Raw genomic sequence first — 23,546 nt, forward strand, 5'->3', positions numbered from 1 at the left:
CGGGCGGCCGGTCCCGCGTTGACCGGCCGCCGGCGGGTCGCGTAGAGTAGCGATCAAACATCGGTTCGAAGGAAGGGAGGCCCATGCCGGGAGCTGAAGAGGACAAGGGCGCACGGGGGGTGCTCGCCTACTTCGGCCTCGACACCGGTGCCGGCGCGTGGGACGTCCTGCTCTGGACCGCCCCGTATCTCGCGTTCCTGGTGGTGGGGCTCCTGGGGCTCTCGGCCCTCGTCCAGTGGGTCATGCCGCTGCCCCTGTGGGTGCACGGCGCGGCGATCGCGCTGGCGCTCGTCTACTTTTTCCTGTTTCTGGCGCGGGTGCGGCGGTCGGCGGCCCAGGATGGCGACGACGGCGCGGCCCCGGGCGGCGGCCAGGGGTCGCCGGGGAGCTGAGCGGGGACGGCCATGGAAATTCGCGAAGAGTTGAGCATCCTCATCCGGTCGCGCCAGCCGCTCATCTCCCTCGTGACCGGCGAGGAGGAGCGCGCCCGGGACCTGGTGCGGGAGCTGGCCCAGGAGCTGGGCAACCGGGAGCTCTTCTTTTGGAACGCGGTCACCGGCTTCCGCAAGGTGGGAGCGGGGGGAAACCCCCTGGAAGAGGGGCGCATGGACCCCCTCACGGCCCTCCAGCGGCTCGAAGCCTACCGCGGAGAGGCGCTCTTCGTGCTGGAGGACTTCCACCCCTTCTTCGAAGAGCCGGTGGTGGTGCGGATGCTTCGCAACCTCCTTTACTCCCTGCGCTCGGCCCGGAAGACCGCCGTCCTCATCGGCCACAACTTCAAGCTCCCTGCCGAGTTCCGGGAGGACGTGCCCCAGGTGTTCCTGCCCCTGCCCGGTTACGAGGCCCTGCGCGACCTGCTCCATGGCGTGTGCGAGGGCCGCGACGTGAAGGTGGATTTGACCCCCGAGCAGGAGGAGAAGCTCGTCAAGTCGGCGCTGGGGCTCACCGAAAACCAGGCCCGGGGGGTGTTCGTCAAGTCGATCCTCAAGCACAAGGTGCTCAACCAGTCGGCCATCGGCCTGGTGCTGTCGGAGAAGCAGAAGATCATCAAGAAGGACGAGGTCCTCGAGTTCTTCCCCGCCCGGGAGAAGATCTCCGACATCGGGGGCCTCGACAATCTGAAGGAGTGGCTCAAGAAGCGGGACAAGGCCTTCAGCAGCCGGGCCAAGGAGTATGGCCTTCCCAACCCCAAGGGCATCCTCATCATCGGGGTACAGGGCACGGGCAAGAGCCTCACGGCCAAGGCCACCTCGGCCCTGTGGCGTCTGCCGCTCCTGCGGATGGACATGGGCAAGGTCTTCGGCAGCCTCGTGGGCGAGTCGGAGGAGCGCATTCGCAAGGCGCTGCTCCTGGCCGAGACCATCAGCCCCTGCATCCTGTGGATCGACGAGATCGAGAAGGGGTTTGCCAGCGTGGCGGGCAGCGGCGACTCGGGCACCTCGGCCCGGGTCTTCGGGACCTTCCTCACCTGGATGCAGGAGAAAGAAGACCCGGTGTTCGTGATCGCCACCGGAAACGACATCGCCAACCTTCCCCCCGAGCTCATGCGCAAGGGCCGCTTCGACGAGATCTTCTTCGTGGATCTGCCCAACTACGACGAGCGCCTGGAGATCTTCCGGGTGCACCTGGCCCGGGTGCGCCCGGTGATCCGCAACTACGACATCTCGCTCCTGGCGGGGGAGACCGAAGGGTTCAGCGGCGCCGAGATCGAGCAGGCCATCATCAACGCCATGTACAACGCCTTCGACGACGGGGAGCGGGAGTTCACCACCGAGGACATCCGCAAGGGAGCCCGGGAGGTGATCCCCATCGCCAAGCTCATGAGCGAGCGCATCGAGAAGCTGCGGGACTGGGCCGCCGAGCGCACTCGCCGGGCCAACAAGGACGTGCACTGAGCAGCGGCGCCGCGGTCCCGGGGCGCCGGGATGCACAGTCCGGATCGAAATCGATATCGATCCCGATTTCGATTTCGACGGGGCGGGGGCGAAGGCGCTAGTTGCGCCGGGAAGGTCTGAAGTACAGCCTCTCTGGACGTGGACGAGGAGATCCCACATGTCGCACTTCACCCGGGTTCGCACCAAGATCGTCGAGCTCTTGCACCTGAAGCGGGCGCTGGCCGACATGAACCTGGAGTACCAGGAGGGCAAGGTCAAGATCCGCGGCTACCTGGGGCAGAAGATGGCGGTGGACCTGCGCATCCGGACCCCCGAGGGGTACGACATCGGGTTCGTGAAGAACGCAGAGACCTACGAGGTGGTGGCCGACTGGGACATGGTCAAGACCTTCACCCAGGAGAGCTTCACCCGGGAGGTCTCCCGCCGCTACGCCTACCACGTGGTGAAGGAGGAGCTCGGGATCCAGGACTTTCGCGTGGTCCAGGAGAGCCGCCAGGGGGAGACCGTGAGCCTGACCCTGAGGAGGATGTGAGGTGGAAGAGGTCAAGGTGACCATCGACGAGGAAGGCAACGTCAAGGTGACCGTCTTCGGGGTGAAGGGGCCGGGGTGCCTGACGGTCACCCGGAAGCTCGAGGCCCTGCTCGGCGGACAGGTGGAGAGGGAGTTCACCTCCGAGTTCTACGCCCAAACGGAGGAGGCCCGGCAGAAGGCCAAGGTGGGGACCAAGGCCTGAGCCCCCATGGAAGCCCTCGTCCACCGCCCCATCGGCGACCTCCTGGAGGAGATCTTCAGCCGGGGCGCAGCCCGCTTTCCCCCCTACGTCGAGCTCTATCCCTCCGGGCCGGTCCCCTACCGCATCGCCGTGCTGGTGGGGGGGCTGTGCCTGGGACCCGAGGCGGAAGCCCAGCTTCGAGACCGGCTCACCCAGCGCGACAGCCCGGAGAAGGCAAGGCTCGTCCTGGGGCTCGGGGAGATCGGCCACCCCATGGCGGAGGGCCACCTCGTCCGGGTGCTCCGGGAGCCGGGGGGCGACGAGGGGAAGGCCGCTGCCCTGCGGTCTCTCGGCCGCATTCGGGGGACGCGCAGCCTTCCCCTGGTGCGCCAGCAACTGGATCACCCCGGGCTCCTGCCGGCGGCGTGCGAAGCCCTGGCGGGGTATGGGGGGCCGGAGGCGACGGCGGCGCTGCTGGAGCGGGCGGAGGAGTTCCCGGCCTTCCGGGCCCTGTGCGAGTTGGGTGCCCCGGCCGCCAGGGGCGTGTTTTTGTCCGGGCTGGAGCGGGGACCGCCGTGGGACGCCGAGGCGGCCCGGGGGCTCGGGTGCCTGGGGGACCCGGCGGAAGCTGCCCGGCTGCTGGCGTGCCTCGAGGGGCCCGATCCCCAGCTTGCCCGGGCCGCCTTCGAGGCCTACGCGCGCCTGGGGGCCCCGGCCGGCGCCGAGCCCCTGCTCCGGGTGGTGGGGCAGGGGCTCGCCCCGTGGATGGTTGCGGCTCTGGAGCCGGTAGATGATCCGGGGGTCCACCTCGCGCTGCTCGAAGCCCTCTCGCCCGGCCCGCCCTCCGGCTTCTTCGGCCGGCTCTTCCGCCGCCGGGCGAAGCCGCCCGCAGACCGCCGCGCCGTGTACCGCGCCCTGCGCGGGGCGCAGGAGCCGGCGGTGGTGGAGGGGCTGCTGGAGCGGCTGCAGGAGGGCGCCGGCCTCCTCGAAGTCCGGGAAATCCTCCAGAACCGCGGCCTGCGAGCTCAGGAGCGGTACGCCGAGGGTCTTCTGCCCCTGTGGCGCGAGGGGGATCTCCTCACCCGGTATCTGGCGGCCCGCGTCCTCTTGCAGGTGCCCCGCGCCGATTTTCTCTGCGAGGCTCTGGATCTCTTGGGGCGCCCGGGATTCGTGCCCCTGGACGGAGCGCCTGCCTCGGCGGATCGGGCGCGCCTGCTCGAGGCCCACGCCAGGGATCACAATCCCTGCCTCCTCCTCGGCGGCTTCGTGGAAGCCGGCTTTCTGGACGAGGTGGGGCTTCTGGAGGCCCTGCGGCGCCGGTTCGCGTCGCAGGGGTTCCCGGGAGACCGGGGTGCCGCCGCCCGCTTTCGGGGCGCCGGGGAGGAGGACATCGGGGAGTTCCTCGGCGCCCTGGAGGCCGCCCACCCGGGGCTGGACGAGCCCCTGGCCCGGCTCTGGGGGCTCCTGGACGAAGTCGACGAGCAGGGAGACCGGCTCCTGGACCTCTTTCTGGCGTGGACCGGGGCGCACCGGGGGCCGCTCCAGCGGGCCGTCGCCCAGGGGCTGGGCCCCGCCCTGGCGCGCTTGGTCCAGGGCAAGACCGACCGGCACCTGCCGGTGCTGGACCGGATCGCCGAACACGTGCCCCGTGAGGGACCCCTGGCCGCTCCTCTCCAGGGGGCGTTTGCGGTGGCCCGCCGAACCCTCCAGGCGTCGTGCCACGACATCGCACTTCTCCTGGAGGGGCGGAGCCAGCGGGGGGACATGGTGCTCATCGAGGAGCTGTAGCGGGGCGCCGCCCCGGTTGCCAGCGCAAGGACACGCCGTGCCGGACCTGACCATCGACCTGGGCAACTACAACACCATCGTTACCTTCCGGGAGCACGACGGCGAGACCCGGGACCTGCTCAAGGGCGTGGCCCGGCGGATCCACGAGTTCCCCGGAACGCTCTTCGTGCCGTCCCTCGTCCATCTGGGCGAGCGCACCCTCCTGGGGGAGGAGGTGCTCAGCGAGGGGCTCTACGAGGACGAGGGGTGCTTCCGGGACCTGAAGGACCACATCCTCCACCCGGCCCCCGTCGCCCGAAACGTGCGGGGCCTGCGGCAGACCCACAAGAAGGCGGCAGCTATTTTCTTGAGCGAGCTCACCCGCCGCCTGGCTGCGGAGGTCGCGGCGCCCCTCAACGTGGTCTTCCTCTTCCCCAACCTGGGGGGCGAGCTGTTTCGGGAGTGCCTTCGTTACGTGGACCTGGAGTCGGCCCGCTCCGTGACCCTGGTGGACGAGGACACCGCCGTGGCCCTGGGGTACGGACTGAACCTCTTCGTGGACGACCGGGTCCTGGTCTTCGACTTCGGCTTCTCGTCGCTTCGCGCGCGGGTGCTCCAGTTCCACTGGCTGGGCCGCGAGGCGTACACGCCGCCCGTGATCCAGGCGTCGGCGAGCCTCCCGGTCGGGACGGCGGACCTGCGCATGCGCATCCTCCGAGAGCTTCACGTGGACGAGGCGGGCGCCGACCTGCCCGCCTTCTACTGGAAGAAGTTTCGCCTCCACGACGAGGACTCCGAAACCCTGAGCCACGAGAAGTTCGAGGAACTGCTGCGCAAGGAGGGCCTCGGGGCACGGGTGCGGGAGGTGCTGGACCGGGCGCTGGAGGAGGTCTCCCTTGCAGGGGTGCGCCCCGAGGACATCCGCAAGGTGCTCCTGGTAGGGGGCGGCACGCGCATCCCCGAGGTGCGCCGCATCGTCTCCGAGGTCTTCGGGGATCGGGTGGTGGGGGAACTGCCGGAGGTGGCGGCGGGTCGCGGGGGAGTGGAGTTCCTGTCCGATCGTCCGGTGGACGACATGGTGCGCGAGACCTACTCGATCCAGGTGCGCGACCCCATCACCGGCGAGTACCGCTACCCGCCCGTGGTCGAGAAGTTCTCCCGCTACCCCACGCGCACCCCCACCGCGCGCTACGTCGTCAACACCTTCTACGACGGCCAGTACGAGCTGCACCTGCAAGTGTTCCGGAGCACCCGCCAAGGGGATGGGGAGCGGGGGCGCGAGATCGTGTACGGCGAGGACGGGAAGATCGCCTTTGTCCAGGGGCAGACGCAGGAAGTCCACGAGCCCGCCATGGCGGCGCCCCTGGTCATCCCGGTGCAGCCCCCGGGGCGGATCGGGGAGCGACGGTTCCTTCTGGAGTTCGGGGTGGACAACCAGAAGCGGCTCGTGGTCACCGTGAAGGACCTGCGCGAGGAGAGGATGCTGTGGGAGGACAGGCCCCTGTTGGAGATGGTCTAGACCGCTCCCCGGACCTCCGGGAGGCGGCGCGGCGGCGGTTCGCCCTGATCCGGGTGGCCGTTGGGGTTCCGGCCTTCGTCGTTGCGGTCTTCGGGTTGGTCCTGGGCTACCGGCTCGCGGGGCGGCCCCTCGGAGACGGCCGTTTCTGGTGGGTGCTGGGACCGGTGGCCGGCGCATTTGCCCTCTACTTCGGCCATGCTATCTTGAGCCTCCGACGCCCGCCGGGGGAACAGCCGGCGAAACCCACGACGACAGAGGAGTAAGCGCCATGCAGGAACGCAAGGGCATCGTGACCCTGAAGGGAAATCCGATGACGCTCCTGGGCCCGGCCCTGGGGCCCGGAGACCGGGCTCCCGCCTTTACCGTGGTGGACGGCGGCCTCGCCCCGGTGAGCCTTGCCGACTTCGCCGGAAAGAGAAAGCTCATCAGCGTCGTCCCGAGCCTCGACACCCCGATCTGCGAGCTCCAGACCAAGCGGTTTCACGAGGAGGCGGCCAAGCTGCCCGAGGAGGTGGCCGTGCTCACGGTCTCCATGGACCTTCCCTTCGCCCAGACCCGGTTTTGCACCACCCACGGGATCCAGAAGATTCGCGTGCTCTCCGACTACCGGGACGCGGCCTTCGGGCTCGCCTACGGGGTGTTGATCAAGGAGGTACGGCTTCTGGCGCGTTCGATCTTCGTGGTGGATGCCCAGGATGCCATCCGGTACGTGCAGATCGTGCCGGAGATCTCGTCCCATCCGGACTACGACGCCGCCCTGGCCGCCGTGCGCTGAGCGCCACGCGAAGGATCCCCTCGGTCGGCCCGGGCGCGACGAAAAAGTGCGCCATGACCCCATTGACAGGCAGGCAATGGATGGTAGGCTAAGAAGCGTGCTGGGGAGCACGCAGTACGGGGCCAGCAAGGCTCGCGAGCCTTGGGTCCAGGCAGGGTCGGGGAGGTACCACAACGCGCAACGAACCGAGAGTACGCTGACGTTCGAGAGACCCCCGACAGCCTAGTGACTGTGGTGTCCCTGGACGAAACCGGCCCCGGCGGGAGAAATCCGCCGGGGCCGGTGTGTTGGGGGCGAGCTCCTTCGCTACGACAACCGGATGTCCTTCGCGCTCTCCCAGAGGCCGTGGATGTTGCAGTAGCTCGTCGCCAACAGGGTTCCGCCCTTCTGGAGCTTGAGGAAGGCGCTGCCCTGGTGCTGCGTGTATGCCGGACCCTGGTTGGCGCCCTCCACCGACTCGCCGTGGGCGGTGAACTCGAGGCTCGCGAGCTCGAAGGGGGCCTTCCCGCCCTCGGGGAGGAAGTAGAGGCGGATCCAGCGGATGTGGTGCTCGGTGGTGTTGGGGTGGGCGATCTCCGTGCCCACGCCGACCTTGACCTCGAACACCTGATCCTTGCCCACTGCGTCGGGACACTGGATTACCGGCACGTGTTTCTCGGTCTTCCAGTCCGCCTGCTTGTACACATCTGCGATCTTTGCCATGGCGCGTGCTCCTCGATGGGGAAGTGGGGGTTGAGAAGGCGTCGCCCGTGTGCGGGCGGGCGATGCCACGATAGCAGGCCCCGTGGCGTTGTCCAGGCGCCGAGGGGGCCAGTGGACTCCCGGCTCCGGGAAGATCCTTGCCGCGGCGGTCAGGATCGCCTGCCAGGCGGCACCTCGGACCGCCAAGGCACGTCGGCCCCCTCAACCCGACCCGATCGAAATCGAAATCGAAATCGCGATCGGAGTCGGGGTCGATTTCGATTTGGATTTCGATTTGGATGAGGCGTCCGGGAGCACCGTGCGGTCCTTCGGGGGACCGCCTCCGAAGAGGAGGGCCAGCCCATGGAGTACCGACTGACGACCTTCGATGACTTGCGGGTGGGCCAGCGGGCCTCGTTTGCCAAGACCGTCACCGAAGCCGACCTCTCCCACTTCATCGCCGTGACGGGCGATGTCAATCCCCTCCACGTGGACGGGGAATTCGCACGCCGTACGTTCTTCGGCGAGCGGATTGCCCACGGGATGCTCTCGGCGTCCCTCTTCTCCACCCTGGTGGGGATGCTCCTGCCGGGCGTGGGAGCCATCTACCGCTCCCAGAGCCTGGACTTCCTGCGGCCCGTGAAGATCGGAGACACCTTGACCGCCGTCTTCGAGGTCGAGAGCCTGGATCCGGCCGCGAACCGCATCGAGATGAGGAGCTGGATCGACAACCAGCGCGGTGAGACCGTCATCCGGGGCCGGGCAGTGGCCAGCCTGATGCGGGGCCTTCGGCCCTGATCTCTTTTTTTTTGGGAAAATGTTCACGCGCCCTTGACGCCTTACCAAACGGGAGAAGAATACGCGCTCACTTGGCTCCGGCCATGGGGGCCGGAGGAAGCATTCTCTCTGCGGAGAGGTGAAAAGGAGGGTCTCATGTGGAAGAGGATCGGAGTGGTTGCTGCGGTGCTGGCAGGGCTGGCGGTGGCGGGGGTGTCGGTCGTGCCGGCGTTGGCGACCGACAAGGCGCCCGCCGCGGCCGGGGCCGTCATGGGCAAGGTGAACGTCAACACCGCCACGGCGGAGCAGTTGGCGGCGCTGCCGGGCGTGGGTGAGGTGACCGCCAAGGCGATCGTGGACTACCGACAGGTGAACGGCCCCTTCAAGACCGTGGACGACCTGATGGAGGTCAAGGGCATCGGGGAAAAGAAGCTGGAGGCGATCCGGCCCCTGGTGAGCCTGGAGTAGGGAAGCTCCCGACACTGGCCAGAGGCGCCGGGCTCGACCCGGCGCCTCTTCGGTTTCCTCAGCCCCAGTCGTCCTCCCAGTTCCCGTCGGTCTTTTCTGTCCTGGCTCTGGCCATGGGTCCGCGAAGAGTCCTCGTGAGTCTCCGGTGTCGCCCCGAGCCCAGGGGCTCGCGGCAGCGCCCGGCGAGTTTGTCCTCACGGAATCCTGTTTGAAGGAACGTTCAGGAATTCCGGGAAGTTGCGCGAAGGCGGCGTTGACAGGGGGGGGGCTCTGTAATAGCATACAACCTCTTTTCCCCAGGGCGGCGTCGCCGGACGCGGCGCGACGGGGAAGCCGCCGAGGAAGCCGCCGAGGAAGCCATGGATCAGCCCGGGGACCCCGTCGTCACGGCCCTGCTCGCCGAGAACGAGGCGTTTCGCCGGCAGAAGGAGTCGCACCAGCGCTACGAGAAGCTCCTCCAGGAGCTCGCCCGGCGCCCCCACCTCACGCCGGACGAGGAGATGGAGCGCAAGAAGATCCAAAAGCTCAAGCTGGCGGCGAAGGACCGGATGGAGCGGATGATCGTGGCCTACCGGCGGCGGGCGGCCGAGGCCGAAGGAGGGCGCACCCCGTGAGAAGCAGCCGCATCGTGGAAGGGCTGGAGCGCACGCCCCACCGGGCGCTGCTTTCGGGCTCGGGCATGCCCCAGGGCGAGCTGGGGAAGCCCATGATCGGGGTGGCGTCGAGCTTCACGGACCTCATCGCGGGGCACGTGGGCATGCGCGATCTCGAGCGGTACATCGAGAAAGGGGTCCACGCAGGGGGGGGCTACCCGTTTCTCTTCGGCGTCCCCGGCATCTGCGACGGCATCGCCATGGGCCACCGGGGCATGCACTACAGCCTCCCGAGCCGCGAGCTCATCGCCGACATGGTGGAGAGCGTGGCCGAGGCCCACGCCCTGGACGGGCTGGTGCTCCTGACCAATTGCGACAAGATCACCCCGGGGATGCTCATGGCCGCGGCGCGGCTCGACATCCCCTGCATCGTGGTCACCGCGGGCCCCATGCTCTCGGGGCGCCTGGGCCGGCGCCGGCTCGATTTCGTCCACGACACCTTCGAGGCGGTGGGGCGGTTCGAGCGGGGCGAGATCGACCGGGACGAGCTCTCCGCCCTGGAGTCCCAGGCCTGCCCCGGGTGCGGATCGTGTCAGGGACTCTTCACGGCCAACACCATGGCGTGCCTCACCGAGGCCCTGGGTATGAGCCTTCCCGACTGTGGCACGACGCTCGCCGTGATGGCGAAGAAACGCCACATTGCCTTCCGCAGCGGCCAGCGCATCGTGGAGCTGGTGCGCCAGGGCGTGACCCCCCGGCAGATCCTCACGGCGGGGGCCTTCGACAACGCCATCCGGCTGGACCTGGCCCTGGGGGGGTCTTCCAATACCGTGCTGCACCTGCTCGCCATCGCCCGGGAGGCCGGCGTGCCCCTGGAGCAGGAGCGGTTCGACGTGCTCTCGCGGGAGACGCCCCAGCTTTGCCACCTGCGCCCCTCCGGGGAGCACTTCATGGAGGACCTGGACGCGGCCGGGGGCGTCAAGGCGGTGCTCCACCGGCTCGCAGACCGGCTGGACGAGGCGCCCTCGGTGGGCGGGACGAGCGTTGCCGGGGTGGCCCGGGCCGTGCAATGGGTGGACGACGAGGTGGTCCGGCCCCTGGCCTCGCCGGTGCGCCCGGAAGGGGGCATTGCGATCCTCTCGGGCACCCTTGCCCCGGACGGGGCCGTGGTGAAGCAGTCGGGAGTGAGCCCCCGGATGATGACGTTTCGGGGCTCGGCCCGGTGTTTCGACTCGGAGGAGGCGGCCATGGCCGCCATCCTGGCCGGCGAGATCTCCGCGGGTACCGCGGTGGTGATCCGGTACGAGGGGCCCCGGGGCGGGCCCGGCATGCGGGAGATGCTCGCCCCCACCGCCGCCATCGTGGGCATGGGGCTGGGGGAGAGCGTCGCCCTGGTCACCGACGGGAGGTTCAGCGGCGGTACCCGGGGTCCGTGCATCGGTCACGTGAGCCCCGAGGCCGCGGCCGGCGGTCCCATCGCCTTCGTGCGCGACGGGGACCCGGTGGTCCTCGACATCCCGGGGCGCCGGCTCGACCTCGACGTGGCTGCCGCCGAGCTCCAGGCCCGACGGGCGGCGTGGTCGCCGCCCCCGCCCAAGATCCGTTCCGGGTGGCTGGCCCGGTACGCCCGGCTGGTCACCTCGGCCAACACCGGGGCCGTGCTCGAGGAATGAGGCTTCTCCCAGGAGGGCGCCTCCGGCCGGCCTCCTGGGCCGGCCGTTCTCGCTGGGATGCCGCACGACGTCCCGCTTCGCGCAGCAGGAGGTATCCGTGGAACTGACCGGCGCCGAAATCCTCGTGGAGAGCCTGAAGAAGGAAGGGGTCCACACCCTGTTCGGCTACCCCGGGGGAGTGGTGTTGAGTGTGTACGACGTGCTCTTCCACTCCGACATCCGCCACGTGCTGGTGCGCCACGAGCAGGGGGCGGTCCACGCGGCAGACGGGTACGCCCGGGCCTCGGGCGAGGTGGGGGTGGCGCTGGTGACCTCCGGGCCCGGCGCGACCAATACGGTGACGGGCCTGGCGACCGCCTACATGGACTCGGTCCCGATCGTGGTCTTCTCCGGCCAGGTGCCCACGAACCTCATCGGCAACGACGCCTTCCAGGAAGCGGACATCGTCGGCATCACCCGCCCGTGCACGAAGCACAACTTCCTGGTGAAGGACGTGCGGGATCTCGCGCGGATCATCAAGGAGGCCTTCTACCTGGCTCGCTCGGGCCGGCCCGGGCCCGTGCTCGTGGACCTGCCCAAGGACGTGATCGTGGGCCGGACCGAGTACGTGTATCCCGACGCCGCCAAGATGCGCGGGTACAATCCCACCTACGAGGGCCACATCGGGCAGATCAAGAAGGCCCTGAAGGCGCTTCAGGAGTCGCGGCAGCCGGTGATCTACGCCGGGGGCGGAGTGGTGCTCTCCAACGCCTCTCGGGACCTCACCGAGTTCGCCCGGCAGCTCCGCGTGCCGGTGACCGCCACCCTCATGGGGCTGGGGTGCTTCCCCGGCTCCGACCCGCTCTTCCTCGGCATGCTGGGGATGCACGGCACCTACCGGGCCAACATGGCGGTCACCCACTGCGACTTCCTCCTGGCGGTGGGGGCGCGCTTCGACGACCGGGTGACGGGCAAGCTCGACGAGTTCGCGCCGGGGGCCCGGATCGTCCACGTGGACATCGATCCGACCTCGATCTCCAAGAACGTGCGGGTCGACATCCCCATCGTGGGCGACGTGAAGAACGTGGTCAAGAAGATGCTCGGGCTGGTGCAGGCCGAGGAGTGGAAGGACTGGGGGGCGAACCTGGCGCCGTGGAACGAGCAGATTCTCGCCTGGCGCGACCACCACAAGATGGCCTATGACCAGGGCCCCGACGTGATCAAGCCCCAGTTCGTGGTGGAAAAGCTCTGGGAAGTCACCCGGGGCGACTGTATCGTCGCCACCGAGGTGGGGCAGAACCAGATGTGGGCTGCCCAGTACTTCACCCTGGACCAGCCCCGGTGCTGGCTCACCTCCGGGGGGCTCGGGACCATGGGGTACGGGTTCCCCGCCGCCCTGGGGGCCCAGGCGGCCTTCCCGGACCGCGTGGTGATCGACATCGCGGGGGACGGCTCGATCCAGATGAACATCCAGGAGCTCGCCACCGCGGTGCAGTATCGCCTTCCCGTGAAGATCGCGGTGCTCAACAACGGGTTCCTGGGCATGGTGCGCCAGTGGCAGGAGCTCTTCTTCGAGAAGCGCTACTCCCACACCCGCATGGAGTTCGCCCCGGACTTCGTCAAGCTCGCCGAGGCCTACGGCGCCCTGGGGCTGCGGGCCGAGCGGCCCGAGGAGGTGGTTGCGGTGATCCGCGCCGCCCTGGCCCATCCGGGGCCCGTCATCATGGACTTTCGGGTGGACCCGGAACAAGGGGTGTACCCCATGGTCCCGGCCGGGGCTCCCATCAGCAAGATGCTCCTGGTGTAGGAGGACGGAATGAAGCACACCATTTCGGTGCTGGTGGAAAACGAGTTCGGAGTGCTGGCCCGGGTGGCCGGTCTGTTCAGCGGCAGGGGTTTCAACATCGAGAGCCTCTCGGTGGCCGAGACCCTGGACCCCACCGTGAGCCTCATCACGCTCGTAACCCGGGGCGACGAGCAGATCGTCGAGCAGATCCTCAAGCAGCTCAACAAGCTCGTCAACGTGCTCAAGGTCACCGACATGCAGGAGGGCGAGTTCCTGGCCCGGGAGCTCCTGCTGGTCAAGGTCAACGCCACGGAGCAGACCAAGCCCGAGATCCTGCGCCTGGTGGATATCTTCCGGGGCAAGGTGGTGGACGTCTCCCCCAAGACCTACACGGTGGAGGTGACGGGGGACGAAGCCAAGATCCGGGCGGTGCTCGAGCTCTTGCAGCCCCTGGGGGTCAAGGAGGTGGTGCGCACCGGCAAGGTGGCCATGCCCCGGGGGCGGCACGGGAGCCCGTGAATCGTGAGGCGTGAAGGGTGAAGCGTGAAGCGTGACAGGTGATGGGTCCGATCCGCCGGATCGGTCCGATCGGTCCGACAAGCTGCATACAGGCACCCGAGGTTTCGGCTCGCACATCGAGAAAGGGAGGACGATGAAGATCTACTACGAGAAAGACGCGGATCTCAACCTGCTCAAGGGCAAGACCGTCGCCGTGATCGGCTACGGCAGCCAGGGGCACGCCCACGCCAACAACCTGCGCGACTCGGGGTTCGACGTGATCGTGGGGCTCAAGCCCGACGGCACCTCGGCGCCCAAGGCGCGGGCGGCCGGGTTTACCGTGCTGCCCGTGGCCGAGGCCGCGGCCCGGGCCCAGGTGGTGATGATCCTGCTGCCCGACGAGCTCCAGGGCGACGTATACCGCAACGAGATCGCCCCGGCCATGAAGGAAGGCGACTACCTGGCCTTTGCCCACGGCTTCAACATCCACTTCGGCCAGATCGTGCCGGCCAAGGGCGTGAACGTGTTCATGGTGGCCCCCAAGGGCCCGGGCCACTTGGTGCGGGCGGAGTACCAGCGGGGCAAGGGAGTGCCGTGCCTCGTGGCGGTGGCCGCCGACCCCTCGGGCAACGCCCGCGACGTGGCGCTCGCCTACGCCTGCGGCGTGGGGGGCGGCCGGGCGGGGATCATCGAGACCTCCTTCCGGGAGGAGACCGAGACCGACCTCTTCGGGGAGCAGGCAGTGCTGTGCGGGGGGATCACCGCCCTCATCCAGGCGGGCTACGAGACCCTGGTGGAGGCGGGCTATGCTCCGGAGATGGCCTACTTCGAGTGCCTCCACGAGGTGAAGCTCATCGTGGACCTCATCTACGAGGGCGGCATCGCCAACATGCGCTACTCGGTCTCCAACACCGCCGAGTACGGCGACCTCACCCGGGGTCCCCGCGTCATCGACGCAGGGGTGAAGGAAGAGATGAAGAAGATCCTCGGGGAGATCCAGACCGGCGCCTTTGCCCGGGAGTGGATGCTCGAGAACAAGGCCAACCGCCCGGTCTTCAGCGCGCTCGCCCGCCAGGGCCGGGAGCACCCCATCGAGGCCGTGGGCGAGAAGCTGCGCGCCATGATGCCCTGGCTCAAGGAAGGGCGGCTGGTGGACAAGACGAAGAACTGAGAAGCAGGGGCCGGGGGGCAGGGATCAGGGATCAGGGATCGGGCCTGACCCGCAGCCCCCGACCCCCAGCCCCCCAGTCCCTAGCCCCTAGCCCCTGGTCCGGAGGACCCCCCATGGACACCGTCATCATCTTCGACACGACCCTGCGCGACGGCGAGCAGTCGCCGGGCGCCTCGATGAACACCGAGGAGAAGCTCCGGGTGGCCCAGGCCCTGGAGCGGCTCAAGGTGGACGTGATCGAGGCGGGCTTCCCCATCTCGTCCCCCGGCGACTTCGAGGCGGTGAAGCTGATCGCCGAGAAGGTGCGGGGCCTCCAGGTGGCGGGGCTCGCCCGGGCCAACCGGGCGGACATCGACCGGGCCTGGGAGGCGCTCAAGGGCGGCGCCAACCCCCGCATCCACACCTTTCTCGCCACGAGCCCCATCCATATGCAGCACAAGCTGCGGCTCGGGCCGGATCAGGTGCTGGAGCAGGCGGTCGAGGCGGTCAAGCACGCCTGCAAGTACACCTCGAACGTGGAGTTCTCCGCCGAGGACGCGGTCCGGAGCGAGCTCGACTTCCTGTGCCGGGTGGTGGAGGCGGTCATCGCGGCGGGGGCGACCACGGTCAACATCCCCGACACGGTCGGCTACGCCATCCCCTCGGAGTTCGGCGAGATGATGCGCTCTCTCGTGGAGCGGGTGCCCAACATCGGAAAGGCCGTCCTCTCGGTCCACTGTCACAACGACCTGGGGCTCGCGGTCTCCAACTCCCTGGCTGCCGTGCAGGCCGGGGCCCGGCAGGTGGAGTGCACCATCAACGGCATCGGCGAGCGGGCCGGGAACACCTCCCTGGAGGAGGTGGTGATGGCGCTGCGCACCCGCCCCAACTGCCTGCCCTACACCACGCGGGTCGCCACCGAGAACATCTACCCCACGAGCCGGCTCGTGAGCCTCGTGACGGGCATCACGGTGCAGCCCAACAAGGCCGTGGTCGGGGCCAACGCCTTTGCCCACGAGGCCGGCATCCACCAGGACGGGGTGCTCAAGGAGAAGAGCACCTACGAGATCATGACCCCCGAGAGCGTGGGGGTGCCCACCAACAGCCTGGTGCTGGGCAAGCACTCCGGGCGCCACGCCTTCCGGGAGAAGGTCGCGGCGCTGGGTTATCACCTGGACGAGGATCAGCTCCAGCTCGCCTTCGAGGCCTTCAAGGTCCTGGCGGACAAGAAGAAGACCATTTACGACGAGGACGTGGACGCCCTCATCGCCGAGAAGATCCTCCGGCTGCCGGACCGTTTCCGCATGGTCTACCTGAACGTCAACTCCGGCACCGTCACGGTGCCCACCGCCACCGTGCAGATGGAGATCGACGGGGTGGTGCGCCAGGAGGCGGGATTCGGCGACGGCCCGGTGGACGCGGCCTTCACCGTGATCAAGAAGCTCACTCGGAAGTCGCCGCGCCTCGTGAACTTCTCCATCAACTCCATCACCGGCGGCACCGACGCCCAGGCCGAGGTGAGCGTTCGCATCGAGGAAGACGGCACGCTGGCCAACGGCCAGGCCTCCGACACCGACATCGTGGTGGCCTCGGCCAAGGCCTTCGTCCACGCCCTGAACAAGCTCGAGCACCGCAAACAGAAGGCGTTTACGGTACATCTGTGAAGCGTGAAGCGTGAAACGTGAAGCGTGAGACGTGACGCGTGGCTGCTTTGTCCGACGTCTCACGTCTCACGCTTCACGTCTCATGAAAGGATTCCCATGACCATTACCGAGAAGATCCTGGCCGCCCACGCGGGGCTCCCGCGGGTGGAGCCGGGGCAGATCGTCAGCGTCAAGGTCGACGTGGCGCTCGGCAACGACATCACGGCCCCCATCGCCATCCGGGAGTTTCGCAACGCCGGCGCCAAGCGCGTCTTCGACCGCCGGCGGGTGGTGCTGGTGCCCGACCACTTCGCCCCCAACAAGGACATCGCCAGCGCCGAGCAGTGCAAGGTGCTGCGGGAGTTCGCCCGGGAGCAGGACCTGGAGAACTACTTCGAGACCGGCGAGATGGGCATCGAGCACGCCCTCCTGCCGGAGCAGGGGCTCGTGGTCCCCGGCGACGTGGTGATCGGCGCCGACAGCCACACCTGCACCTACGGGGCGCTCGGGGCCTTCTCCACGGGGGTCGGGTCCACGGACCTGGCGGCGGCCATGGTGACGGGAGAGGCCTGGTTCAAGGTGCCCGAGTCCATCCGGTTCGTGTACACGGGCAGGCTCGGCCCCTGGGTGGACGGCAAGGACCTCATCCTCTACACCATCGGGAAGATCGGGGTGGACGGGGCGCTCTACCGGGCCATGGAGCTCACGGGCCCGGTCATCGAGGGCCTGGGGATCGACGACCGGCTCACCATGGCCAACATGGCCATCGAGGCCGGCGGCAAGAACGGCATCATCGCCCCCGACGGCGTCACCCGGGCCTACGTGGAGGGTCGGGGCAAGCGGCCGGCGGTCTACTACGCCAGCGACCCCGACGCCCGGTACGCCGACGTGATCGAGATCGAGTGCGGCACGATCCGCCCCCAGGTGGCGTTTCCCCACCTCCCCTCCAACACGCGGCCCATCGACGAGGTGGGGCAGGTGCCCATCGACCAGGTGGTGATCGGCTCCTGCACCAACGGGCGCATCGAGGACCTGCGGCGGGCAGCCAAGGTGCTGCGGGGCAAGCGGGTCGCGAAGTACGTGCGGTGCGTCATCTTCCCCGCCACCCAGGAGATCTACCGGCAGGCCCTGAAGGAGGGCCTCATCGAGGTCTTCCTCGACGCCAGGGCGGCGGTCTCCACCCCCACCTGCGGCCCCTGCCTGGGGGGGCACATGGGCATCCTGGCCAAGGGGGAGCGGGCGGTCGCCACCACGAACCGGAACTTCGTGGGGCGCATGGGGCACCCGGAGAGCGAGGTGTACCTCTCGAACCCCGCGGTGGCGGCGGCGAGCGCCGTGCTGGGCCGCATCGCGAGCCCCGAGGAGGTGGCGGCATGAAGTTTCGAGGCAAGGCCTGGACCTTCGGGGCCGACGTGGACACCGACGCCATCATCCCGGCCCGGTACCTGAACACCAGCGACCCCGAGGAGCTCGCCCGGCACTGCATGGAGGACGCCGACCCGGACTTCGTGCGCAAGATGTCGCCGGGCGACGTGATCGTGGCGGGGAAGAACTTCGGGTGCGGTTCGAGCCGCGAGCACGCCCCCATCGCCCTCAAGGCGGCCCGGGTCTCCTGCGTCATCGCCCCGAGCTTCGCCCGCATCTTCTACCGCAACGCCTTCAACATGGGGTTTCCCATCTTCGAGAGCCCGGAGGGAGCCGAAGGGATCCGCGAGGGCGACGAGGTGGAGGTGGACGCGGACGCCGGCGTGATCCGCAACCTGACCCGGGGCACCGAGTTCCGGGCCGCGCCCATCCCCCCCTTCATGCAGGAGCTCATCGCCGACGGCGGCCTCATGGCCCACATCGGGAAGAAGGCGCGGAAGTAGTGACGAGTGACCCGTGACGCGTGACGTGCGAGGCAGCCCCCCGTCACCTGTCACCCGTCACCCGTCACTGCCCCTCTCGCTCTTCGCCGTCTCCCCCCCCGGGTTCGAGGACCTGGTAGAGGCCGAGCTGGCGGCCCTGGGGCTGCGGGGGGAGCGGGGCGACGGGGGCGTGGCGTTTTCCGGCACCTGGCGGGACGCCTGGCGGGCCAACCTCTGGAGCCGGGTGGCGAGCCGGGTGCTGGTGCGGGTGGGCGCCTTCGAGGCCCGGGGGTTCCGGGAGCTGGAGCGGGCCCTGGGCAACGTCCCCTGGGGGGAGTGGCTGCCCCCCGGGTGCGCCGTGGACGTGCGGGCCGCCTCCCACCGCTCGCGCCTCTGGCACACGGGCAAGGTCGCCGAGGTGGTGATGGCCGCCCTTGGGGCCTCGGTGGGGGCGCGGCCGGAGAAGGGAGAAAGCGCCCTGCGCCTCATGGTGCGGGCCGTGGACCGGGCCGTCACCGTGAGCCTCGACACCTCCGGGGAGCACCTCCACCGCCGGGGCTACCGGCCCCGGGGGGGGCGGGCGCCGATCCGGGAGAACCTGGCCGCGGGCCTCCTCGTGCGGGCCGGATGGAGCGGGGGCGAGCCCTTCCTCGATCCCCTCTGCGGCTCCGGCACCCTGGCCGTGGAGGCCGCCCTCCTGGGGCTGGGGGCGGCGCCGGGCCTGCGGCGGGGCTTTGCCTTCGAGAGCTTCCCGAGCTTCGACCCGAGTGCATGGGACGGGGTTCGGGACGAAGCGCGGGAGGTGGCGCGCGAGCGCCCCCCCGCCCCGGTGTTCGCCTCGGACCGCGACGCCGGGCAGGTGCAGCTCCTCGCGGCGGCAGCCCGGGCTGCGGGCGTGGCGGATCACCTCCAGGTGGCCGTGGCCGACGTGGGGGAGCTCGCGCCGCCCGACACCGGCCGCTTCCCGGGGGGGCTCGTCGCGGCAAACCCGCCCTACGGCCATCGCCTGGGGGGCCGGGAGGCCGCCTGCGCCGCCCTGGGCAGGGCGCTTCGGGGCCCCTTCCGGGCGTGGCGCTGGGCCCTGGTGCTGTCGTCGCCGGGGGCGGAGAGGGCGCTGGGTTTGAGGCCCGAGGCCGTCTACTCCTTCCGCAGCGGCGGGCTGCCCGTGCGGTGGGGGGTGGGAAGGGGCGCGGGGACCGGTTCAAGGGAGGGGCCGACCGCATGACGGGTCAAGCTGCGAAGATCGCCGTAGTCCTGCTCAACATGGGCGGACCGGACTCCCTGGACGCCGTGCGGCCGTTCCTGCACAATCTCTTCTCGGATCCCGAGATCCTGTCGTTGCCGGGCTTCGTGCGCCGCCCCCTGGCCTGGTGGATCGCTCGTCGCCGCGCTCCCCACTCGGCCGAGAACTATCGGGCCATCGGCGGCAAGAGCCCCCTGGGGGAGATCACCCGGGCCCAGGCAAGGGCCCTGGAGGCCGAGCTCGGCCCCGGCTACGCGGTCACCGTGGCCATGCGCTACTGGCACCCCCGGGCTGCGGAGGCGGCCCGCAGCCTGCGGGAGTCGGGGGCTGGGGCGATCGTCGCGCTGCCCCTCTACCCCCAGTTCAGCCGGGCCACCTCCGGGTCGAGCCTGGCGGACCTGGACCGGGCCCTGGCCGACGCGGGGCTCGGCGCCCTGCCCCGGGAGGTGATCCGCTCCTGGGAGGCCTACCCCCCCTACGCCTCCGCCCTGGCCGAGTGCGTAAAGGAGGGCCTGGAGGAGCTGGAGGGGGCCACGGTGCTCTTCAGCGCCCACGGCCTGCCCGTGAAGCTCATCGAGGGGGGCGACCCCTACCTCGGGCACGTGCAGGCCACGGTGGCCGCCGTGATGACGCACCTGCCCGGCGTGCCCCACCGGCTGGCCTTCCAGAGCCGCACGGGGCCGGTGCGCTGGCTCGAGCCCTCGGTGGCCGATGAGCTCGCGGCCCTGGCGGGGCAGGGGGTGAAGCGGGTGGTGGTGGTCCCGGTGAGCTTTGTCTCGGACCACATCGAGACCCTGCACGAGATCGACGTGGAGTACGGCGCGCTGGCCCGGTCCCTGGGGTTCGAGGCCTTCCGCCGCAGTCCGTCGCTCAATACCCGGCCCTCCTTCGTGCGGGCCCTGGCCCAACTGGTCCGAGAACGGAGCGCCGCGCTGCACCCGACACCCGATCCCGCGGCCGGCCCCTGAGGGGGCAGCCGCTTCATCCGGAGGAGCCACGCCATGCCCGAGACCAAGGGCGCCCGCCTGCTGCGCAAGTCCCACGCCGACTACCCCCTCGACGAAGTAGTGGAGCGCGACGAACCCAACCTGTACCGGGAGATCTTCCCCTACGCCGAGGTGTGCCGTACCCCCTTCGACGGGGTCATCCTCACCCCCGACCCGCCCGAGCAGATCTGGATCACCGACACCACCTTTCGCGACGGCCAGCAGGCCCGGGCGCCCTACACCCCCGAACAGGTGGTCGCCCTCTTCAAGTTCCTCCACGAACTGGGAGGGCCGAAGGGGATCATCCGGCAGACGGAGTTCTTCCTGTACTCCGAGCGGGACCGGGAGGCGGTGGAGCGGTGCCGTGAGCTCGGCTACCGCTACCCCGAGATCACCGCCTGGATCCGGGCGGTGAAGGAAGACTTCAAGCTCGTCAAGAGCATGGGGATCCGGGAGACCGGCATCCTCACCTCCGTCTCCGACTACCACATCTACATGAAGCTCGGGAAGAAGCGCCGGGAGGCGTTTCGCGACTACATGGGGGTGGTGGAGGCGGCCCTGGAGCAGGGCGTGATCCCCCGATGCCACTTCGAGGACGTGACCCGGGCCGACATCTACGGTTTCGTGGTGCCCTTTGCCCGGGCCCTCATGGCGGCGGGGAAGAAGGCCGGCATTCCCGTGAAGATCCGCCTGTGCGACACCATGGGCTTCGGCGTGCCCTACCCCGGGGCGGCGCTCCCCCGCAGCGTGCCGCGGCTCGTGCGGGCCATGATCGACGACGCGGGCGTGCCCCCCGAGCAGCTCGAGTGGCACGGGCACAACGACTTCCACAAGGTCCTCATCAATGCCTCCACCGCGTGGCTCTATGGGTGCGCGGCGGCCAACGGCACGCTCCTGGGCTTCGGCGAGCGCACCGGCAACCCCCCCCTCGAGGGCTTGATCGTCGAGTACATGGAGCTCAAGGGAACCGACGACGGCATGGATGCCACCGTCATCACCGAGATGCGAAACTACTGCGAGCGGGAGCTCGGGATGCACATCCCGGCTTCCATGCCGTTTGTGGGCTCCGACTTCAACACCACCCGGGCGGGCATCCACATCGACGGGATCGCCAAGGACGAAGAGATCTACAACATCTTCGACACCCGCAAGATCCTCAACCGCCCCATGGGCATCGCGGTCACCGACAAGTCCGGAGTAGCCGGGGTCTCCCACTGGATCAACACCCACTTCGCCCTCGGGGAGGACCAGAAGATCGACAAGCGCCACCCGGGCGTGGCCAAGGTGTACCGCTCGGTCATGCGGGCCTACGACGACGGGCGCACCACGGCCCTCTCGAACGAGGAGATGGAGCGCAAGGTTCGCAAGTACATGCCCCAGCTCTTCATCTCCGAGTACGACAAGCTCAAGAAGCGCGTCCTCCAGATGGTGACCCACATCATCCAGGGCATGGTGGAGGACCCGGAGATCCGGTCCATGGACCCGGAGCGCATGGAGAAGGTCATGCGCGCCATGGCCGAGGAACACCCCTTCTTCCAGTTCGTGTACGCCACCGACCTCGAGGGACGCAAGATCACCAAGAACATCACCCAGCTCGAAGACAAGGCCAAGTACGCCGACTACGAGGTGTACGACAACTACGCCGACCGGGTCTGGTTCACCCAGCCCCTGCAGACCGGCAAGGTCTCCCTCACCGACGTCTACGCCTCCAAGGTCACCGGCCGCCTCACCATCACCGTCTCGGCGCCGATCTACGACGCCCAGGACCAGATGGCAGGAGTGCTGGGCATCGACATCAAGTTCGAGGAGCTCGCCCGGGAGGAGGAAGACGAAGAGTAGGGGAGGACCGCCTTGCGTCTTCGCCTGGGGCCGCGCTATGAGGGGGGACCGATTCTCTCTCGGGGGTGGCGCGATGACGGAGACCGGCCGCGAGGCCGCACCCGATCGGACCAACGAGGCCGCATCCGCCGGCAATCGCCCGCGGGTGCGGCCTCCTGTCGTCAAGGCTCGAGACCGGGCGTGGAACTGAGGAAATCACAGCACTTCCAGATTTGCTCACTATAATGTACAAGATTGGGAAGTTGTCCGATTCTTTAGATTGGACGAGAGGTTGCGCGTGGAAGATTTCGACCTGGAAGGGCTGTTGCGCCTCTAGAACCCATGGTGGCAGGAGCCCCGGGGGGCGTGGCGGCAGGACTTGCCCGCCTTCCACCGCCCGGTGGTCTCGGAGATCCTGGATGACCTCGGGTCCCTTCCCTAGATGATCTCGGTCACCGGGCCGCGGCGGGTCGGGAAGACGACCGCGGTGCGCCAGACGGTCACCCGCCTGATCGACGAGGGCCTGGCCCTTCCGGACCGCATCGTCTACTTCACCTTCGACGATCCCCTGGTCTTCGGTTCTCTGGAGGTGCAGAGAGTCGTCTTCGACCGGCTGGTGGAACGCACCGGTGCAGGGCCCGGACAGGGGGACCCTGGTTCTTCTTCCTGGACGAGATCCAGCGCCTGCCGCGGTGGGAGCTCTACCTCAAGAAATACTACGACCTCAAGTATCCCATCCGCTTCGTGGTGTCCGGGTCCGCGTCTTCCCCCATCTTTCGGAGCAGCCAGGAGAGCTTGCTCGGGCGCATCAAGGGCCGTCACCTTCTGCCCTTCCGTTTTCGGGAATACGCGCTGTTCCAGCTTGCGTCGGAACCGGAGCTGGCAGGACTCCTCGACGAACACCGGGGGCTTCGCGCCCTGCTGCTCTCCGGAGACGGAAAGCAGGTGGTCGACCACCTCCGGGCGCTGGGTCGCGCCCTTTCGCCCTACGTGCGCAGGATCAACCAGGCGGTCGTCTCCTACTGCCGCGAGGGCGGCTTCCCCGAGGTCTGGGACCTCCCCGATCCGGTGCGGAAGATGGAGTACCTGATGGAGCAGCAGGTCCGCAAGGTGCTCTACGAAGACCTGATGGCCCTCACCCAGTACCGAAAGCCCGAGAACGTACTGCGCTTCTTCGTCTACCTGCTCGCTCACCCCGGCGCCGAGATCAACATGTCGCAGGTGGCGAAGGAGGTTAGGGGTGGAGCGCCGCGTGGTCGAAGACAACCTCCCCCGCCTCGAGATGACCGATCTCATCCTTCGTGTCCGCAAGTTCACCCACAAACCGCTTCGGGCGCGGCAGGGCAACATCAAGTGCTATCCAGTGGACCTCGCCCTGCGCAACGCCGTCCTCAAGACCTGGGAGGACTACAAGGCCGACCCGCGCACCATGGGCCTGTATGCCGAGAATCTGGTGGCCAACGAGCTTGCCCGGTGGTCCGAGGCCATCGAGGTCTCGTACTACCGGGAGAAGACGACCGAGGTGGATTTCGTGGTGACCCACGGGGGCGACCGCCACCTGCCCATCGAGGTCAAGTACCGCCCGACGGGCGCGAGCCGCGGCGGACTGCGCCACTTCATGCGCAAGTACGCGGTCGACTTCGGCGTGGTCATCACGCGGGAGCTGGACTGCTCGTTCGCCGACGGGATCGTGTGCGTGCCGCTGCGTTACTTCCTGCTTGCCGAGTGATGGCGC

General features: G+C 68.9%; 22 protein-coding genes and 2 pseudogenes. 23 read left to right on the forward strand and 1 reads right to left on the reverse strand.

Features of this window, described 5'->3' with window-relative positions; all coding sequences use genetic code 11:
• The first annotated feature begins 83 nt into the window (after positions 1-83).
• The 7 genes from AB1578_04720 (at position 84) to tpx (ending at position 6,669) form a co-directional block, all read left to right on the forward strand.
• Complete coding sequence (locus tag AB1578_04720; GenBank protein MEW6487204.1) at positions 84-392, forward strand: hypothetical protein; 309 nt, start codon at positions 84-86, stop codon at positions 390-392.
• 12 nt (positions 393-404) lie between these two features.
• Positions 405-1,895, forward strand: a complete 1,491-nt coding sequence (locus AB1578_04725; GenBank protein MEW6487205.1) for an AAA family ATPase — start codon at positions 405-407, stop codon at positions 1,893-1,895.
• Between the two features lie 157 nt (positions 1,896-2,052).
• Positions 2,053-2,427, forward strand: a complete 375-nt coding sequence (locus AB1578_04730) for a DUF1257 domain-containing protein (protein ID MEW6487206.1) — start codon at positions 2,053-2,055, stop codon at positions 2,425-2,427.
• 1 nt (position 2,428) lies between these two features.
• Complete coding sequence (locus tag AB1578_04735) at positions 2,429-2,629, forward strand: DUF2997 domain-containing protein (GenBank protein ID MEW6487207.1); 201 nt, start codon at positions 2,429-2,431, stop codon at positions 2,627-2,629.
• Between the two features lie 6 nt (positions 2,630-2,635).
• A complete protein-coding gene (locus tag AB1578_04740; GenBank protein MEW6487208.1) occupies positions 2,636-4,396 on the forward strand; it encodes a HEAT repeat domain-containing protein in 1,761 nt (586 codons plus the stop codon).
• Between the two features lie 37 nt (positions 4,397-4,433).
• Complete coding sequence (locus AB1578_04745) at positions 4,434-5,894, forward strand: Hsp70 family protein (protein MEW6487209.1); 1,461 nt, start codon at positions 4,434-4,436, stop codon at positions 5,892-5,894.
• A gap of 268 nt (positions 5,895-6,162) precedes the next feature.
• Positions 6,163-6,669: a thiol peroxidase gene (tpx, locus tag AB1578_04750; GenBank protein MEW6487210.1), complete on the forward strand. Its 507-nt coding sequence runs from the start codon at positions 6,163-6,165 to the stop codon at positions 6,667-6,669.
• Positions 6,670-6,975: 306 nt separating this feature from the next.
• Here the strand turns inward: tpx and AB1578_04755 are convergent, their stop codons facing one another.
• A complete protein-coding gene (locus AB1578_04755; protein ID MEW6487211.1) occupies positions 6,976-7,371 on the reverse strand; it encodes a class II SORL domain-containing protein in 396 nt (131 codons plus the stop codon).
• 342 nt (positions 7,372-7,713) lie between these two features.
• Between AB1578_04755 and AB1578_04760 the strand changes: the two genes are divergently transcribed.
• The 16 genes and pseudogenes from AB1578_04760 (at position 7,714) to AB1578_04835 (ending at position 23,540) form a co-directional block, all read left to right on the forward strand.
• Positions 7,714-8,148, forward strand: a complete 435-nt coding sequence (locus tag AB1578_04760) for a MaoC family dehydratase (GenBank protein ID MEW6487212.1) — start codon at positions 7,714-7,716, stop codon at positions 8,146-8,148.
• A 135-nt stretch (positions 8,149-8,283) separates the two neighbouring features.
• Positions 8,284-8,595, forward strand: a complete 312-nt coding sequence (locus AB1578_04765) for a helix-hairpin-helix domain-containing protein (protein MEW6487213.1) — start codon at positions 8,284-8,286, stop codon at positions 8,593-8,595.
• Positions 8,596-8,954: 359 nt separating this feature from the next.
• Positions 8,955-9,209, forward strand: a complete 255-nt coding sequence (locus AB1578_04770) for a YdcH family protein (GenBank protein ID MEW6487214.1) — start codon at positions 8,955-8,957, stop codon at positions 9,207-9,209.
• Positions 9,206-10,861, forward strand: a complete 1,656-nt coding sequence (gene ilvD / locus AB1578_04775; GenBank protein MEW6487215.1) for a dihydroxy-acid dehydratase — start codon at positions 9,206-9,208, stop codon at positions 10,859-10,861. Before AB1578_04770 ends, ilvD begins: the two co-directional genes overlap by 4 nt.
• Before the next feature lie 97 nt (positions 10,862-10,958).
• The gene (gene ilvB, locus AB1578_04780) at positions 10,959-12,647 is read left to right on the forward strand and encodes a biosynthetic-type acetolactate synthase large subunit (protein ID MEW6487216.1); all 1,689 of its coding nucleotides are present in this window, start codon (positions 10,959-10,961) and stop codon (positions 12,645-12,647) included.
• Between the two features lie 9 nt (positions 12,648-12,656).
• Entirely contained in the window at positions 12,657-13,145 is a 489-nt protein-coding gene (ilvN, locus tag AB1578_04785) for an acetolactate synthase small subunit (GenBank protein MEW6487217.1), read from the forward strand.
• Positions 13,146-13,278: 133 nt separating this feature from the next.
• Positions 13,279-14,295, forward strand: a complete 1,017-nt coding sequence (gene ilvC / locus AB1578_04790) for a ketol-acid reductoisomerase (protein ID MEW6487218.1) — start codon at positions 13,279-13,281, stop codon at positions 14,293-14,295.
• A gap of 113 nt (positions 14,296-14,408) precedes the next feature.
• Entirely contained in the window at positions 14,409-15,938 is a 1,530-nt protein-coding gene (locus tag AB1578_04795; GenBank protein ID MEW6487219.1) for a 2-isopropylmalate synthase, read from the forward strand.
• 90 nt (positions 15,939-16,028) lie between these two features.
• Positions 16,029-17,294: a 3-isopropylmalate dehydratase large subunit gene (gene leuC, locus AB1578_04800; GenBank protein ID MEW6487220.1), complete on the forward strand. Its 1,266-nt coding sequence runs from the start codon at positions 16,029-16,031 to the stop codon at positions 17,292-17,294.
• Positions 17,291-17,785, forward strand: coding sequence for a 3-isopropylmalate dehydratase small subunit (locus AB1578_04805; GenBank protein MEW6487221.1), 495 nt, complete (start codon positions 17,291-17,293; stop codon positions 17,783-17,785). The genes leuC and AB1578_04805 overlap by 4 nt, the downstream gene beginning before the upstream one ends.
• A 13-nt stretch (positions 17,786-17,798) precedes the next feature.
• Positions 17,799-18,989, forward strand: coding sequence for a class I SAM-dependent RNA methyltransferase (locus AB1578_04810; GenBank protein MEW6487222.1), 1,191 nt, complete (start codon positions 17,799-17,801; stop codon positions 18,987-18,989).
• A complete protein-coding gene (gene hemH, locus AB1578_04815) occupies positions 18,986-19,975 on the forward strand; it encodes a ferrochelatase (protein MEW6487223.1) in 990 nt (329 codons plus the stop codon). Before AB1578_04810 ends, hemH begins: the two co-directional genes overlap by 4 nt.
• Positions 19,976-20,008: 33 nt before the next feature.
• Positions 20,009-21,832: a cache domain-containing protein gene (locus tag AB1578_04820; protein MEW6487224.1), complete on the forward strand. Its 1,824-nt coding sequence runs from the start codon at positions 20,009-20,011 to the stop codon at positions 21,830-21,832.
• A gap of 421 nt (positions 21,833-22,253) precedes the next feature.
• Positions 22,254-22,337 (forward strand): annotated as a pseudogene (locus AB1578_04825) (hypothetical protein).
• Positions 22,338-22,495: 158 nt separating this feature from the next.
• Positions 22,496-22,600: pseudogene (locus AB1578_04830) on the forward strand (hypothetical protein).
• 451 nt (positions 22,601-23,051) lie between these two features.
• On the forward strand, positions 23,052-23,540 hold the full coding sequence (locus AB1578_04835; protein ID MEW6487225.1) for a DUF4143 domain-containing protein: 489 nt from the start codon (positions 23,052-23,054) through the stop codon (positions 23,538-23,540).
• The last annotated feature ends 6 nt before the right edge of the window (positions 23,541-23,546 follow it).

The organism is Thermodesulfobacteriota bacterium, from assembly GCA_040756475.1.
Lineage (GTDB): Bacteria > Desulfobacterota > Deferrisomatia > Deferrisomatales > JACRMM01 > JBFLZB01.